The organism is Nesterenkonia maliinae (genome assembly GCF_051262655.1).
Lineage (GTDB): Bacteria > Actinomycetota > Actinomycetes > Actinomycetales > Micrococcaceae > Nesterenkonia.
On sequence record NZ_JBIMEY010000006.1, the window covers coordinates 141,078 to 155,106 of the forward strand.

The following is a 14,029-nucleotide window of genomic DNA, read 5'->3' on the forward strand; positions in this document are numbered from 1 at the left end:
AAGCATGCGCGAAAGTGAATTCTTCGGACATGTCACCGCCGTGGCTCCGGGCAAGGTCAATGTGAGTCTGCGGGTCGGTCCGCTGCGCGAGGACGGCTACCACGAGGTCGCCACGCTCTACCTCGCAGTCTCGCTCTACGAAGAGGTCAGCGCCGCGCGCCGCGATGACGGCGCGATCACCGTGAGCCTGTCGGAGCGCTCCGCCTTCACCGAGGTGCAGACCCGAGACCCGGATACCCAGGAGATGGTCGCCGCCGCCATCCCGCTCGATGAGCGCAACCTGGTCCACCAGGCCGCCTCGAAGCTGCGCGAACGGCTCGGCATCACCGACGGAGTGGACCTCACCATCACCAAGAACGTCCCCGTGGCGGGTGGAATGGGCGGAGGCTCCGCCGATGCCGCCGCCGCCCTGGTGGCCTGTTCGGCCCTCTGGGAGGCTGGCCTCTCCAAGGAGCAGCTGGCCGAGATCGGCTCCGAGCTCGGGGCCGACGTGCCATTCGCGATCCTCGGCGGGGCAGCCGTGGGTCAGGGGGTGGGAGACGAGCTCTCGCCGCTGCTGACCCGGGGAGAGCTGCATCTCGTCCTGGTCCCGGCGAACACCGGGCTCTCCACCCCCAGCGTGTACGCCACGCTCGATGAGATGCGCGCGGAGGCCGGCGTGGAGGCCGAGCCGCCGGAACTGGACCCGGACCTCGTCAGGGCCGTCTGCACCGCCGACGCCGAGCTTGTGGCGTCACTGATGGCCAATGACCTCCAGGCCCCCGCCGTGGCCAGCCTGCCCTCCCTGGAGGACATGATGGACGTCGGCATGATCGAAGGCGCGCTGCAGGGCATGGTGTCCGGCTCCGGGCCCACGCTGGTGTTCCTCGCCCGGGATGCGGAGTCCGCGCACCAGCTCTGCACCAGCTTCGAAGAGCGCACCGAGGTCTGGGCCATCCCGGTCACCGGGCCGGCCTCCGGGGCACGGCTGATCAACAGCCGCGAGAAATAGCCCTCCAGACATCCGCCTCCAGCAAGGGCGACAGCCAGCTCGACCGTCCGCGTCCAGTAAGAATCTTCCACCCGGAACACGCGAGTCTTCACGCCACCTCGGCGCACTCGCGGATCGCCTCAGTGCGGAAATGCGTGGGCCGGTTCCGCAGAAGTGGATTCCGCGGCATACTTCACTCAGCTGAACTCATTCCTCGCGAAACAGCTCCATCCTTGACACCTCGAGCGCTCCACGCAGTCCTCCTGATTATTGCCGTGGCGCTCACCGGCGTCCCTGCGCACCGGCGTCCTCCGTCCTCCGTCCTCGAGGGGATCGTCTCAACCGCGACGGGCTGTGTCGAGACGGACCGGGATGAAGATTCACGAGCCCCCGGGGAGAACACATCTGACCCTGCCGACGTCCTCGAGGTGCGCGCGGCCATCGATGACTTCAATGACTCCGTCGGGGAGGTCGATGTCGACGGCATCTATGAGCGGCTGCCCGAAGAGGCGGACGTGGGGTGGGCGCAGTACAAGCCCCTGGTCTACTAAGAATCGAGAGGACACCTCGGCGAGGTCCTCGAGCACACGGACTACGCCGGGAACGTCGCCGACGAGGAGAGCCGCGCCAGCCCGGAGGAGATCGACGACGTCGTGCTCGCCTTCTCCCACACGTCGTACTTCCAGTACGCGTATGCCTTCTTCAACGAGCTCGAGACCCGGTACATGATCTTTGACAATGACTACATCGTCGTCGATGACCAAGGGACGCACGCGCAGGTGTACATCGTCCCGAACCCAGAGGTGGAGGGTTCATCAGGCGGCTGCTCCGAAGAGCATGTCTGGGCGCTGATCGAGGCCCAGGCGCCGATCGAGCTCAACAAGGCACAGGACGGCACCTGGGTGATCGATGCCGGCACGCTTGCCCCCGAAGGGGCCGACAACTACCTCGAAGTCGGCGACGAGTGGCTGTGACGGAGCATCTGCGTCATCAGCCGACCTTTTCGGAGAGCTCCAGCCAGCGTTCCTCGAGCTTCTCGTTCTCGCCCTGCAGCCGAGTCACATCGGCGGTGAGCTTGCCCAGGCCCTCGAAGTCACTCGGGTCGTGGTCGGACATCTGGCGCTGCTTCTTCTCGATCTGGGTGATCAGCTTCTGCATCTTGCGCTCCAGAGCACCGACCTCCTTGCGCACCTCACGCTCCTCGGCGCTGCTCAGCTGCGGGGCGCCTGCGGAGGGCGAGGAGGCAGACTTCATCGCCTCGCGGCGTGCCGCAGCCGCGGCCTTGCCAGATCCGCCGGCGGCGCCAACGGCGCCGCCTGAACCTGACGTGCCCGAACCAGACGAGGCAGCGGAGGCGCCGTTGGCCCGCGCGGCCTTGAGCCGGAGGTACTCCTCCACGCCGCCGGGCACGTGGCGCATCCGACCGTCGAAGATCGCGTACTGCTGATCGGTCACGCGCTCGAGCAGGTACCGGTCGTGGGAGACCACGATCAGCGTGCCCGGCCAGGAGTCCAGCAGGTCCTCCATAGCGGCGAGCATGTCGATGTCGAGATCGTTCGTGGGCTCGTCGAGGATCATCACGTTGGGCTCGGAGAGCAGCACCAGCAGCAGCTGCAGGCGTCGTCGTTGTCCGCCGGAGAGCTCCCCGACCCGTGCGGAGAGGTGAGCGGTGGAGAAGCCGAGGCGCTCCAGCAGCTGGGCGGGGGTGTGTTCCTTGCCGTCGATGACCACCTGGGTCTTCTCACGGGCCAGCACCTCGCGGACCCGGTCGCCCTCGATGTCGGCCAGCTGGGAGAACTGCTGGTCCAGGGTGGCCAGGCGCACGGTCTTGCCGCGCTTGACCCGGCCGTCGTCGGGCTCGAGCTTTCCGGCGATCAGGTTCAGCAGCGTGGACTTCCCGGCGCCGTTGGCACCGAGGATGCCGGTGCGCTCACCCGGGCCGATCCGCCAGGTGACCTCGTTGAGGATCGGCTTGCCGGCGAAGGCGATGGAGACGTCGAGGACGTCGACCACGTCCTTGCCCAGCCGGGCGGTGGCCATCTTCTTCAGCTCGATCGGGTTGCGCGGGGGAGGCACGTCGGCGATGAGCTCATTGGCCGCCTCGATGCGGAACTTCGGCTTGGTGCTGCGGGCGGGAGCGCCGCGGCGCAGCCAGGCGAGCTCCTTCTTCATCAGGTTCTGCCGCTTGGCCTCCACGGTGGCCGCCTGGCGGTCGCGTTCCACGCGCTGCAGCACGTACGCCGCATAGCCGCCGTCGAACGGCTCGACCATGCCGTCGTGGACCTCCCAGGTGGTGGTGCTGATCTCGTCGAGGAACCAGCGGTCGTGCGTGACCACCAGCAGCCCGCCGGAGCTGCGCGGCCAGCGCCGGTTCAGGTGGTTCGCCAGCCAGGAGATGCCCTCCACGTCGAGGTGGTTCGTCGGCTCATCCAGGGCGATGATGTCCCATTCGCCCACCAGCAGCTTGGCCAGCGCGACGCGGCGGCGCTGCCCGCCGGAGAGCTCGGAGATCTTCGACTCCCAGGGGATGTCGGCCACCAGTCCGGCGATCACGTCGCGGATCTTCGCGTCCGAGGCCCATTCGTGGTCGTCGGCGTCCCCCACTACCGAATAGCCCACCGTGTGCTCGTCGAGGAGGTCATCGGACTGGTCCAGGACGCCGAACTGCACGCCTTTGCGCCGGGTGACCTGCCCCGAGTCGGGTTCCAGGCGGCCGGTGAGCATGGCCAGCAGCGATGACTTGCCGTCACCGTTGCGACCGACGACGCCGACGCGGTCGCCCTCGTTGATGCCGATGGTCACCGAGTTGAAGACGGTGCGAGTAGGGAATTCCAGGTGTAGGGCCTCGGCCCCGAGAAGATGTGCCACCCGTCCAGGGTAATGCCACGCTCCCGACCGGGTTTCATCGTCCCGTTTCAGCGCGCAGCGGCTCCTGCGTCTCATCCGGCGTTTCCGGCAGTTTCATCTGGTGAGTCCGCTCATGCGAAGATGGACCAGCGCGTGGCCGGAGATGAGGGTGTTCGTAGCGCCGAGCACTCTCGGACCGCCGTCGCACTCCGCCTTGGTGTAATGGCAGCACGCCAGCCTTTGGAGCTGTGCAGTCTAGGTTCGAATCCTAGAGGCGGAACGGCAATCTAGATCGCCGGGCCTGCCTACACTGGGTAGTCCCATGAACCGCGTCGAGGAGCAGCCTTCGTGACCAACGCCCAGCCCTCCCAGCCCACCGCCGTGATCGTCCTCGCGGCCGGAGCCGGGACCCGGATGAAATCCAGCACGCCGAAGGTCATGCACCCGATGGGTGGCGTCTCGATGATCGGGCACGCACTGGCCGCCGCCAAGGGTCTGGACCCGCACCACCTGGTCGCCGTCGTGCGGCACCAGCGCGAGAAGGTCGCCGGGCACATCGCCGGGTTCGAACCTCGCGCCGTGATCGCCGATCAGGACGAGGTCCCCGGCACCGGACGCGCCGTTGCCTGCGCCCTGGACGCGCTCACCGCCGCAGGAGCCCCCGCCGAGACCGGCACCGTCGTCGTCACCTACGGCGATGTGCCGCTGCTGCAGACCCAGATGCTCGCCGAGCTCGTCGACACCCATGAGCGCGACCGCAACGCCGTGACCGTGCTGACCGCGGTGCTCGACGACGCCGCTGGCTACGGCCGGATCCTGCGCAGCCAGGAGAACCCGCAGGACGTGCTCGGGATCGTGGAGCACAAGGACGCCACCGCGCAGCAGCGCAGCATCACCGAGATCAACTCCGGGATCTACGCCTTCGACGCCGCCGTGCTCACCCGCGCCCTGGCACAGGTCACCACCGACAACGCCCAGGGCGAGATGTATCTCACCGATGTGCTCTCCATCGCCCGCGCCGAGGGCGGCCGGGTCTCCGCCGTGGTCACCGAGGACCGCTGGCAGGTCGAGGGCGCCAACGACCGGGTCCAGCTGCAGGCGCTCGGTGCCGAGATGAACCGACGCATCGTAGAGCGCGCCATGCGCGCCGGCACCACCGTGATCGACCCGTCCACCACCTGGATCGACGCCACCGTCACCCTGGAGGAGGACACCACGATCCTCCCCGGGACCCAGCTCCACGGCGCCACGCACATCAGCCGCAACGCCGTGATCGGACCAGACACCACGCTGACCGACGTGATCGTCGGGGAAGCCGCCACGCTGACCCGGGTCCACGGCTCCGGAGCTCAGATCGGCGCCGGTGCGAGCGTGGGGCCGTACACCTACATCCGCCCGGGCACCGTGCTGGGCGAGGACGGCAAGATCGGGGCCTTCTACGAGACCAAGAACGTGGAGATCGGCCGCGGCAGCAAGCTCAGCCACCTGGGCTACGCCGGGGACGCGACCATCGGCGAGTTCACCAACATCGGCTGCGGCAACATCACCGCCAACTACGACGGCGTGAACAAGCACCGGACGCAGATCGGCTCCCACGTGCGGACCAGCTCCAACACCGTCTTCGTCGCCCCGGTCTCGGTGGGCGACGGCGCCTACACCGGCGCCGGCGCCGTGGTGCGAAAGGACGTGCCCGCCGGAGCCTTGGCGCTCTCCATCGCGCCGCAGCGCAACGCCGAGGGCTGGGTCCAGGCCAAGCGCCCCGGATCCGCAGCCGCCGACGCCGCCGAGGCCACCCGGCCCGACACCGGCACCACCCGGCCCGACGCCGGCACCACCCGGCCCGACGCCGGCACCACCCGGCCCGACGCCGGCACCACCCGGCCCGACGCCGGCTAGACACCACCCACTTCACCCACCCACACCAGCAACGCCGGCGAGAGGCAACAACACCCATGGACGAAATCAGGCTGAGCGGGGAAAAGACCCTGGTGCTGGCATCCGGGCGCGCACACCCGGAGCTGGCCGAGGCGATCGCGAAGGAGCTCGGCACCGAGCTGCTGCCGATCAGCGCCTACGACTTCGCCAACGGAGAGATCTACGTCCGATCCTCGGAGTCGGTCCGCGGCAAGGACATCTTCCTGCTGCAGTCCCACCCGGCGCCGATGAACAACTGGCTCATGGAACAGCTCATCATGGTCGACTCCATGAAGCGCGCCTCGGCCAAGCGGATCACCGTGGTCTCTCCCTTCTACCCCTATGCGCGTCAGGACAAGAAGGGCCGCGGCCGCGAGCCGATCTCGGCGCGACTGGTCGCTGACCTCTACAAGGCGGCCGGCGCCGACCGGATCATGAGCGTGGACCTGCACACCGCGCAGATCCAGGGCTTCTTCAACGGCCCGGTGGACCACCTCTTCGCGGTGCCGCTGCTGGCTGATCACATCCGTGGCCGCGTCGCCGACGACGAGGTCACCGTGGTCTCCCCGGACACCGGTCGCGTCCGCGTCGCCGAGCAGTGGGCCGAGCGCCTGGGCGGCGCGCCGCTGGCCTTCGTGCACAAGACCCGCGACGTCACCCAGCCCAACAAGGCGGTCTCCAAGCAGGTCGTGGGTCAGGTCGAGGGTCGCACCTGCGTGCTCATCGACGACATGATCGACACCGGCGGCACCATCTCCGGCGCCGTGCAGGTGCTCAAGGATGCCGGCGCCAAGGACGTCATCATCGCCGCGACCCACGCGGTGTTCTCCGATCCCGCCGCCGAGCGGCTGGCGAACTGCGGTGCCCGCGAGATCGTGGTGACCGATACGCTGCCGATCCCCGAGGACAAACGCTTCGAGACCCTCACGGTGCTCTCCATCGCGCCGATCCTGGCCCGCGCGATCAAGGAGGTCTTCACCGACGGCTCGGTGACCTCACTCTTCGACGGTCACGCATAAGCACCCGCCGCACCCCACCTCTACGTTGAGGGGCGGATTCTGCGACTATCTGAGGCCTCGAGAGGGGTCAGATACCCGCAGAATCCGCCCCTCAACGTGTTTGGGTGGGGGAGCGGGGTGGGGTCAGCTCTGCGGCTGGGTGGCCCAGGCGACGACGACGTCGCCGATGAACCGGCGCATGTGCGCCTGGCGGGCCTCGGTGGTGAAGTCCGGGTCGAAGAGGTGTCCGAAGGTGTAGCGGTTCGCGACCTGGAACACGCAGTAGGAGCTGATCAACAGGTGCAGATCCAGGGCGTTGACCTCTTCGCTGAAGGCGCCCTGCTTCTTGCCCTCGGCGATGATCCCGTCCAGGATCGTCACGGCCGGCATGCCGAGGTCGCCGAGGGTCTCCAGCTTCCGGATGAACTTGCCGCGGTGGATGTTCTCGATCGAGACCAGCCGGATGAAGGCGGTATTGCGCAGGTGGTGCTCATAGGTCAGCTCGGCGAGCTGGCGCAGGGCGTCGATCGGTTGCATCTCATCGACGTGCAGTGACTGCTCGGCCTTGCGGATGCCGCGGTAGGCGTTCTCCAGCACCGCAAGGTAGAGCTTCTCCTTGCCGCCGAAGTAGTAGTAGATCATCCGCTTGGTCGTGCGGGTGCGGCGGGCGATCTCATCGATTCGGGCGCCGGAATACCCATCATCGGCGAAGGCCTCGGTGGCCACCGCCAAGACCTCGGCGCGGGTGCGCACGGCGTCTCGCTGTCGGGCGGGCGTCTGCGTCACGGTATTCTCCTCTGGCTCAGCCGCGAGAGTATCAGATGCTCCACCGCCAGGGCCGCCGTCGCTCATGCCCCTGTCAGCATCCGGCGCGGGTTCTCCACCAGCAGTCGATGCTCCAGGGCAGAGTCCATGCCCTGTGTCCGCAGCTGGGGCAGGATGCGTCGATGCAGGTGATCCATCCTCCAGTGCGGGGCGTGCTCCGCCCGCCAGGAGGGCGGGGTGATCCGGCTGAAGACGGCTGCGTCGTGGGAGAGCAGCAGCTGATCTTCGAAGCCGAGCTCCAGCAGGTTCAGCAGCATCGTGACCCGGTCCGCGTCGGACCCGGTGTGGCGCATGCCGAAGCGGTCGAAGCCGAGGAAGGACCCGGCCTGGGCGAGCTCCACCAGGTACTCCAGATCGGTGGAGTCGCCGCTGTGCCCGATGACGACCCGGGTCAGGTCCACGCCGAGGCGCCCGAGCAGCCGCTGCTGGTCGAGGCCTCCGCGTGAGCTCGGGTCCGAGTGGGTGGTGATCGGAACGCCGGTGATCCGGTGCGCCTGGGCCGCCGCGGTGAAGACCTGGGCCACGTCGTCGGTGATCCCGGCCGTGTCCGAGCAGACCTTGATGATCGCCGCGCGCAGCTCGGTGCCGGCGATGCCTGACTGGATGTCGCCCAGGAACAGCTGCAGGAGCGGATCGGGACCCTGGACCAGACGGCCGGGACCATTGAGGTGGAAGAAGTGCGGCAGCACGTTGCTGGTGTACCAGCCGGTGGCCGCCAGGATGCGGACCGAGGTGCGGCGGGCCAGTTCAGCGACCCGCCGCACATCTCGTCCGAGACCGGGGACGGTGAGGTCCACGATCGTGTCTACGCCCAGCGCGGCGAGCCCCTGCAGCTGCGTCTGCGCCGCGGCCATCACGGCCTCGGCATCCCACTCAGGATGCGGGAGATCTCGATCGAGCTGAGGATCGCCGACGATCAGGTGCTCGTGCACCAGGGTGGTGCCCAGCTGCGCGCCGGAGACCTCTCCGGTGAGAGTGGGGATCATGCTGGACATAGTGGTCGAATCACTCGCTGGTGCCGCGGATGGCCTCGAAGGCCTCCAGGGACTCGCCCTCGAGGGCGGATTCAAGGTTGCTCACGGTCTGTTCCTGGAACGCGTCGACATCGACGTCGTCGTTGACCTCCCAGTCGGAGCCCTCCTGCCACTCGGCCAGGGTCTCCTCCTCGTCGGTGGCGACGCAGTCGGTCACCTCGGTCACGGCAGTCTCCACGGCGCTGCTCAGCGCCTCCTGCTGCTCCTCGTCGAGCTCGTTCCACCGCTCAGACATGATCACCAGGTTGGTGTTGAGCTGGTGGGAGGTGAGGTTCAGGTAGTCCTGGACCTCGTTGAGGTTCTCCGACTCGATGTTGGTGATCGGGTTCTCCTGGCCGTCGACGGCGCCCTGCTGCAGCGAGAGGTAGAGCTCCTCGTAGGCGACCTCCACCGCGTTCGCACCCATGGCATCAGCGTTCATCAGGAACTGGGGCGAACCGGGGAAGCGGATCTGCATGCCTTCGAGGTCCTCGGGAGAGCTGATCGGCTCGTTGGAGGTGAAGTGGCGGGCTCCGGCGGACCAGGCGCCCAAGGTCTGGATCCCGGCCTCCTCGGCGAAGGACTCGGTCAGCGCCATGCCGTCCTCGCTCTCCATGAAACGAGCGAGGTGATCCGCGTCGTCGAAGGCGTAGGCAGCGTCGAGCACGCTGATCGGCTCGTAGACCGCACCCAGCGCCGAGGCGCCCTGGATGTCGATATCCACGTCACCCGAGGCCACCGATGCGATGCGGTCGGCGTCGCCGCCGAGCTGGCTGGAGCCATAGATCTCGATGGTCAGTCCGACGTCGGCGGCCTCGACCTCTTCCTTGATCACGTCGGCGCCGCAGCGGGCCTGCGGCTGGTCGTCGTTGTAGCTGTGCGCGAGGGTCAGCTCGACGGACTCTCCGTCGCCGCCTGCGTCTCCGCCGTCTCCGCCGTCGCCGTTGTCGCCGCAGGCCGTGAGGGCCAGGATCGGGACGGCGGCGAACACGGCTGCCTTGCTGAGGGTCTTCTTGGACTTGAACATGATGGGTGTTCCTTTCATCGGTGCAACGCTGCACGAGGGGGGAGTGATTCAGCAGTGATCAGGGCATTGAGGTCATTGAGCATGGAGGACCGGTTCGCGGTCTCGCCGGTGAAGATCTCGAAGGCGTCGGCGGCCTGGTGCATGGCCATGCCGAGCCCCGAGATGGTGAGGCAGCCGCGCCTCTGCGCTGCGAGGAGCAGCGCAGTGTCCACCGGGCGGTAGACGACGTCGGCCACCCAGTGCCGCGGTAGCAGCAGGTCAGGGTCGAACGGGGTGCCGGGGTGGTGGGCCATGCCGAACGGAGTGGCGTTGACCACGCCGTCGGCCTGGGTGAGCAGCTCGGGCAGCTGTGCCGGGGTGGCCTGCCCGATGCTGAAATCGTGGGCGGCGTGCACGCTCGCCGCGAGGGCGGCGGACTTCTGTGCGTCCACGTCCACCACCTGCAGGCTCTCCACTCCGCGCATGACCAGGGCATGCGCCACGGCGGAGCCGGCACCTCCGGAACCCACGAGCACCACGTGCCCGCATCGGGTCTGCGCCAGGGCGTCGTCGATGGACGCCTTGAAGCCGGTGACATCGGTGTTGTGCCCGATGGCGGCGCCGTCGTCGAACACCACGGTGTTCACCGCACCGATCATGACGGCGGAGGGGCCCAGCTCGTCGAGCAGCGGGATGATGTTCTGCTTCGCCGGGAAGGTGATGTTGAGTCCGTTGAAGCCCAGCCGCTGCGCCATCGCGAGCAGCTGGCCCAGCTCGTCCAGGGAATCCTCCCCGCCGGCGAACTCGATGCTGCGGTAGATGTATCGCATGCCGTGCCGGGTGCCTTCGAGCTCGTGCATCGGCGGGGTCAGCGAAGGTCCGACGCCGTGGCCGATCAGCCCGGCCAGAATGCTGCGTCCGGTGTCTGGTGCGCTCACAGTCCGAGCACCTCCGGGAAGAACATCAGCGCGTCGGGGAAGATGATCACCAGCAGCAGCACGATCACCGCAGGCATCGCGAAGGGCAGCGCTCCCTTGAAGACCTCTCCGACCCGGGTGTCGGAGACTGAGGCGGTGACGAACAGCGCGGTGCCCACCGGTGGGGTGAGAAGGCCGATCATGAGCGAGAGGATCAGCACCACGCCCAGCACGATCGGGTCGATCTGGTACTGCAGGGCGATGGGCAGCAGGATCGGGACCACGAGCACCAGGATGGCGGTGGCGTCGATGACCGTGCCCAGGATCAGCATCAGCAGGGCGACCAGGAGCAGGAACACCAGGGGGCTCTCGGTGATCCCCAGCAGGGTCTCGGTGAGCAGCTGCGGCAGCCGTTCCAGCGCCATGATGTGGCCCAGCAGTGCGGCCGACGCCACGATCAGCATGATCGCGCCGGTGGTGATCGCGGTCTCGCGGATCGCGGCGAGGAAGCCCTTCCAGGACAGCGAGCGCTGGATCAGCGAGATCAGCAGCACCCAGAAGACGGCGACGGCGGCCGCTTCGGTGGGGGTGAACAGGCCGCCGAGGATGCCGCCCAGGATGATCACCGGAGTCACGGCCGGCAGCAGGACGCCCTTGGTCGAGGCGACCAGCTCGTGGCGGTCGAAGCGACCGGCGGTGAGGTTGGGGTTCCGGCGGACCAGGATCCAGACCACCACGCACAGGCCGAATGCCATGAGCAGCGCGGGGACCACCGACGCGGCGAAGAGTGCACCGGTGGACGCCGCGGCGAGGCCGGCGTAGATGACGGCGGGGATGCTGGGCGGCATGACCGGGGCGATCAGCGAGGAGGCGGCGGAGAGGCCGGTGGCGAACCGGCGGGTGTAGCCGTTGCGCAGCATGGCCGGGATCTGCACCTTGCCCAGCGCGGCGGCGTCGGCCACGGCGGAGCCGCTCATCCAGGAGAACCCGACGCTGGCGCCGACGGTCACGTAGCCGAGGTTGCCACGGATCTTGGCCAGCGCCGCCATCGCGAAACGGAAGAGCCGGTCCGCCAGGCCCGCGTGGTTGGCGAGGGTGCCCAGGAAGACGAAGAGCGGCACGGCCAGCAGCGGGAAGCTCTGCACCGCGTTGGTGACCTGGCGCAGGCTGGTGCCGGAGGACTGTCCGTCGAGCAGCATGTAGACCAGCGAGGGGCCGAGGAAGGCGAAGGCGACCGGTACGCGGATGATCAGCAGTACGGCGATGGCCACGCCCAGCAGGAGGAGAGTCACGAGGGGTCCTTCACGGTGGCGGGCGTCTGGTCGACGGTGGGCAGGATCGGGCCGTGCTTGGCGATCATGAACGCGGCGACCAGGGAGCGGATGACGGTGCTGACCATCCCGGCGAGCACCGGGAGATAGACCAGCGCCATGGACATGCCCAGCACGGGGGAGCGCAGCGCCCCCTGCGTCTGGACCAGGCTCCAGGCCTCCATGGTCAGACCGATGGCGATGACGGCGACGATGACCAGGGACAGGACCTGGACGGTGCGGATCAGCCGCGGAGCCGGCAGGGTGTCCACCACCTCGAGGGCGATGTGCCCGCGCAGGGTGATCAGAACGCCGGCCACGGAGAAGGTCATCCACGCCAGACCGAAGCGAGAGATCTCGCCCGTCCACGCGATGCCCTCGAAAGACGTGTAGCGCTGGGCGGCCTGGGTGAAGACGAGGACGAGGATCACGAGAAGCATCACGCCCGCGAAGCCGAGTTCGATGCGCGTGAGCGTGTCCACCACTCGGCGGCTCAGGGGTTTCCTGGTGTCGGTCACGGGGTTCCTTTGATCATGAAAAGTGGCGTGTGCCACATCGACTGAAACAAACGTACCGGTTCGTACATTAGGTGTCAAAGGTCACAGCGGGCTTCGGCTCTTCAGGCGACGAATACGCCGAAGCGATGGGGTGTTGACCTCGACAGCGGGCACAGTGGCATCCTGTGGACCGAGCCCCACCAGACCCCCGCCTCTTCAGAACCTCAGCGTCACCGGACCCTCAGGAGCAGCCATGGAATCCCCTTCGCAAGCACCCGACCAGCAGACCCCGCAGGAACAGACCTTCGATGTGATCGTCATCGGGGGCGGGGCCGTGGGAGAGAACGCGGCCGGTCGCGCGGTGCAGGGCGGCCTGAGCGTGGTGCTCGTGGAGGCTGAGCTCATCGGCGGGGAATGCTCCTACTGGGCGTGCATGCCCTCGAAGGCGCTGCTGCGCTCGACCCAGGCGCTGCGGGCCGCCCGCAGCGTCGACGGCGCCGCCCAGGCCGTCACCGGGGAGCTCGACGTCGCGGCGGTGCTGGCCCGGCGTGACTCCTTCACCAGCGGATGGAAGGACGCCGGGCAGGTGCGCTGGCTCGAGGACGCCGGGATCGCGCTGGTGCGCGGCCATGGCCGGATCACCGGACCCAAGCAGGTCACCGTCACCGCGGCCGATGGGAGCGCCACCACGCTCACCGCCCGGCACGCCGTGACCATCGCCACCGGTTCCGCCGCGGCCATCCCGGAAGTGGAGGGGCTGCATGATTCCCATCCCTGGACCAGCCGCGAGGGAACCAGTGTCCAGATCGTGCCGCGCAGCCTCGCGATCATCGGCGGAGGCGCGGTGGCCGCCGAACTCGCCACCGCCTACGCGGCCTTCGGCGCCGAGGTCACCCTGCTGGCGCGCAGCGGGCTGCTCGGCGGAATGGAGCCCTTCGCCGGCGAGCTCGTGGCGGAGGCGCTGCAGGCCCAAGGCGTGACCCTGCGGCTGAACACCTCTCCCCAGCGGGTCTCCCGCACAGCAGAGGGGGTGAGGATCGAGACCGAGCACGGTGAACCGCTGCTGGTCGAGGAGGTGCTCACCGCCACGGGCCGCACCCCACGCACGGACGACCTCGGCCTGGAGAGCATCGGTCTGGAGCCGGGCACCTGGATCGACACCGATGACACTCTGCGGGTCCCCGGGTTCGACTGGCTCTACGCCGTCGGCGACGTCACCCATCGCGCGCTGCTGACCCACCAGGGGAAGTACCAGGCCCGGGCTGCCGGGGATGTGATCACTGCCCGCGCCCAGGGTCGCAGGGTCGATGACGCGCCCTGGGGTGCACATGTCGCCACGGCGGATCACGCCGCGGTGCCCCAGGTGACCTTCACGGATCCCGAGGTGGCCTCCGTCGGGCTCAACGCGGCCGCGGCGCGGGAGGCGGGCCACCGGATCCGTGTGGTCGACTACGCGCTGGGCGACGTCGCGGGTTCGGCCCTGCACGCCGACGGCTACTCCGGTCAGGCGCGCATGGTGGTCGACGAGGATCGACGCGTGATCCTCGGCGTGACCTTCGTCGGTCCTGACGTGGCGGAGCTGCTGCATGCCGCGACCATCGCGGTCAGCGCCGAGGTGCCGCTGGACCGGCTCTGGCACGCCGTGCCGGCCTATCCCACGATCAACGAGATCTGGCTGCGCCTGCTGGAGACCTACGGCCGCCCCTCAACGGTTTGAGCTCAGCTGGTGCCG

The 14,029-nt window shown here is 68.3% G+C and carries 13 protein-coding genes and 1 tRNA gene; 7 read left to right on the top strand and 7 right to left on the bottom strand.

Annotated elements, in window-relative coordinates; all coding sequences use genetic code 11:
• Positions 1-4: 4 nt before the first annotated feature.
• The 3 genes from ACHAA4_RS11635 (at position 5) to ACHAA4_RS11645 (ending at position 1,944) form a co-directional block, all read left to right on the top strand.
• Positions 5-991: a 4-(cytidine 5'-diphospho)-2-C-methyl-D-erythritol kinase gene (locus tag ACHAA4_RS11635; protein ID WP_435774337.1), complete on the top strand. Its 987-nt coding sequence runs from the start codon at positions 5-7 to the stop codon at positions 989-991.
• A 212-nt stretch (positions 992-1,203) separates the two neighbouring features.
• Positions 1,204-1,521, top strand: a complete 318-nt coding sequence (locus ACHAA4_RS11640) for a hypothetical protein (RefSeq protein ID WP_435774338.1) — start codon at positions 1,204-1,206, stop codon at positions 1,519-1,521.
• 102 nt (positions 1,522-1,623) lie between these two features.
• Entirely contained in the window at positions 1,624-1,944 is a 321-nt protein-coding gene (locus ACHAA4_RS11645) for a hypothetical protein (protein ID WP_435774339.1), read from the top strand.
• A gap of 16 nt (positions 1,945-1,960) precedes the next feature.
• Here the strand turns inward: ACHAA4_RS11645 and ACHAA4_RS11650 are convergent, their stop codons facing one another.
• Entirely contained in the window at positions 1,961-3,838 is a 1,878-nt protein-coding gene (locus ACHAA4_RS11650; protein ID WP_435774340.1) for an ABC-F family ATP-binding cassette domain-containing protein, read from the bottom strand.
• Positions 3,839-4,025: 187 nt separating this feature from the next.
• Between ACHAA4_RS11650 and ACHAA4_RS11655 the strand changes: the two genes are divergently transcribed.
• From ACHAA4_RS11655 to ACHAA4_RS11665, 3 genes are all read left to right on the top strand, one after another.
• A tRNA-Gln gene (locus tag ACHAA4_RS11655) sits at positions 4,026-4,097 on the top strand.
• 134 nt (positions 4,098-4,231) lie between these two features.
• The gene (glmU, locus tag ACHAA4_RS11660) at positions 4,232-5,713 is read left to right on the top strand and encodes a bifunctional UDP-N-acetylglucosamine diphosphorylase/glucosamine-1-phosphate N-acetyltransferase GlmU (RefSeq protein ID WP_435774401.1); all 1,482 of its coding nucleotides are present in this window, start codon (positions 4,232-4,234) and stop codon (positions 5,711-5,713) included.
• A gap of 56 nt (positions 5,714-5,769) precedes the next feature.
• Positions 5,770-6,750 carry a ribose-phosphate diphosphokinase gene (locus ACHAA4_RS11665; protein ID WP_435774341.1) on the top strand — a complete coding sequence of 327 codons (981 nt, stop codon included), beginning with the start codon at positions 5,770-5,772 and terminating at the stop codon, positions 6,748-6,750.
• A 123-nt stretch (positions 6,751-6,873) separates the two neighbouring features.
• Here ACHAA4_RS11665 and ACHAA4_RS11670 read toward each other — a convergent pair whose 3' ends face one another.
• The 6 genes from ACHAA4_RS11670 to ACHAA4_RS11695 all read right to left on the bottom strand — a co-directional run bounded on the left by ACHAA4_RS11670 (position 6,874) and on the right by ACHAA4_RS11695 (position 12,318).
• The gene (locus tag ACHAA4_RS11670) at positions 6,874-7,515 is read right to left on the bottom strand and encodes a TetR family transcriptional regulator (protein ID WP_435774342.1); all 642 of its coding nucleotides are present in this window, start codon (positions 7,513-7,515) and stop codon (positions 6,874-6,876) included.
• A gap of 62 nt (positions 7,516-7,577) precedes the next feature.
• A complete protein-coding gene (locus ACHAA4_RS11675; protein ID WP_435774343.1) occupies positions 7,578-8,540 on the bottom strand; it encodes a phosphotriesterase family protein in 963 nt (320 codons plus the stop codon).
• Positions 8,541-8,559: 19 nt separating this feature from the next.
• Positions 8,560-9,612, bottom strand: coding sequence for a DctP family TRAP transporter solute-binding subunit (locus tag ACHAA4_RS11680; RefSeq protein ID WP_435774344.1), 1,053 nt, complete (start codon positions 9,610-9,612; stop codon positions 8,560-8,562).
• Positions 9,609-10,511: a shikimate dehydrogenase gene (locus tag ACHAA4_RS11685; protein ID WP_435774345.1), complete on the bottom strand. Its 903-nt coding sequence runs from the start codon at positions 10,509-10,511 to the stop codon at positions 9,609-9,611. Before ACHAA4_RS11685 ends, ACHAA4_RS11680 begins: the two co-directional genes overlap by 4 nt.
• Complete coding sequence (locus tag ACHAA4_RS11690; RefSeq protein WP_435774346.1) at positions 10,508-11,782, bottom strand: TRAP transporter large permease; 1,275 nt, start codon at positions 11,780-11,782, stop codon at positions 10,508-10,510. Before ACHAA4_RS11690 ends, ACHAA4_RS11685 begins: the two co-directional genes overlap by 4 nt.
• Positions 11,779-12,318: a TRAP transporter small permease gene (locus ACHAA4_RS11695; protein ID WP_435774347.1), complete on the bottom strand. Its 540-nt coding sequence runs from the start codon at positions 12,316-12,318 to the stop codon at positions 11,779-11,781. The genes ACHAA4_RS11690 and ACHAA4_RS11695 overlap by 4 nt, the downstream gene beginning before the upstream one ends.
• A 232-nt stretch (positions 12,319-12,550) precedes the next feature.
• Between ACHAA4_RS11695 and ACHAA4_RS11700 the strand changes: the two genes are divergently transcribed.
• Positions 12,551-14,014, top strand: coding sequence for a dihydrolipoyl dehydrogenase family protein (locus ACHAA4_RS11700; RefSeq protein ID WP_435774348.1), 1,464 nt, complete (start codon positions 12,551-12,553; stop codon positions 14,012-14,014).
• Positions 14,015-14,029 lie beyond the last annotated feature (15 nt).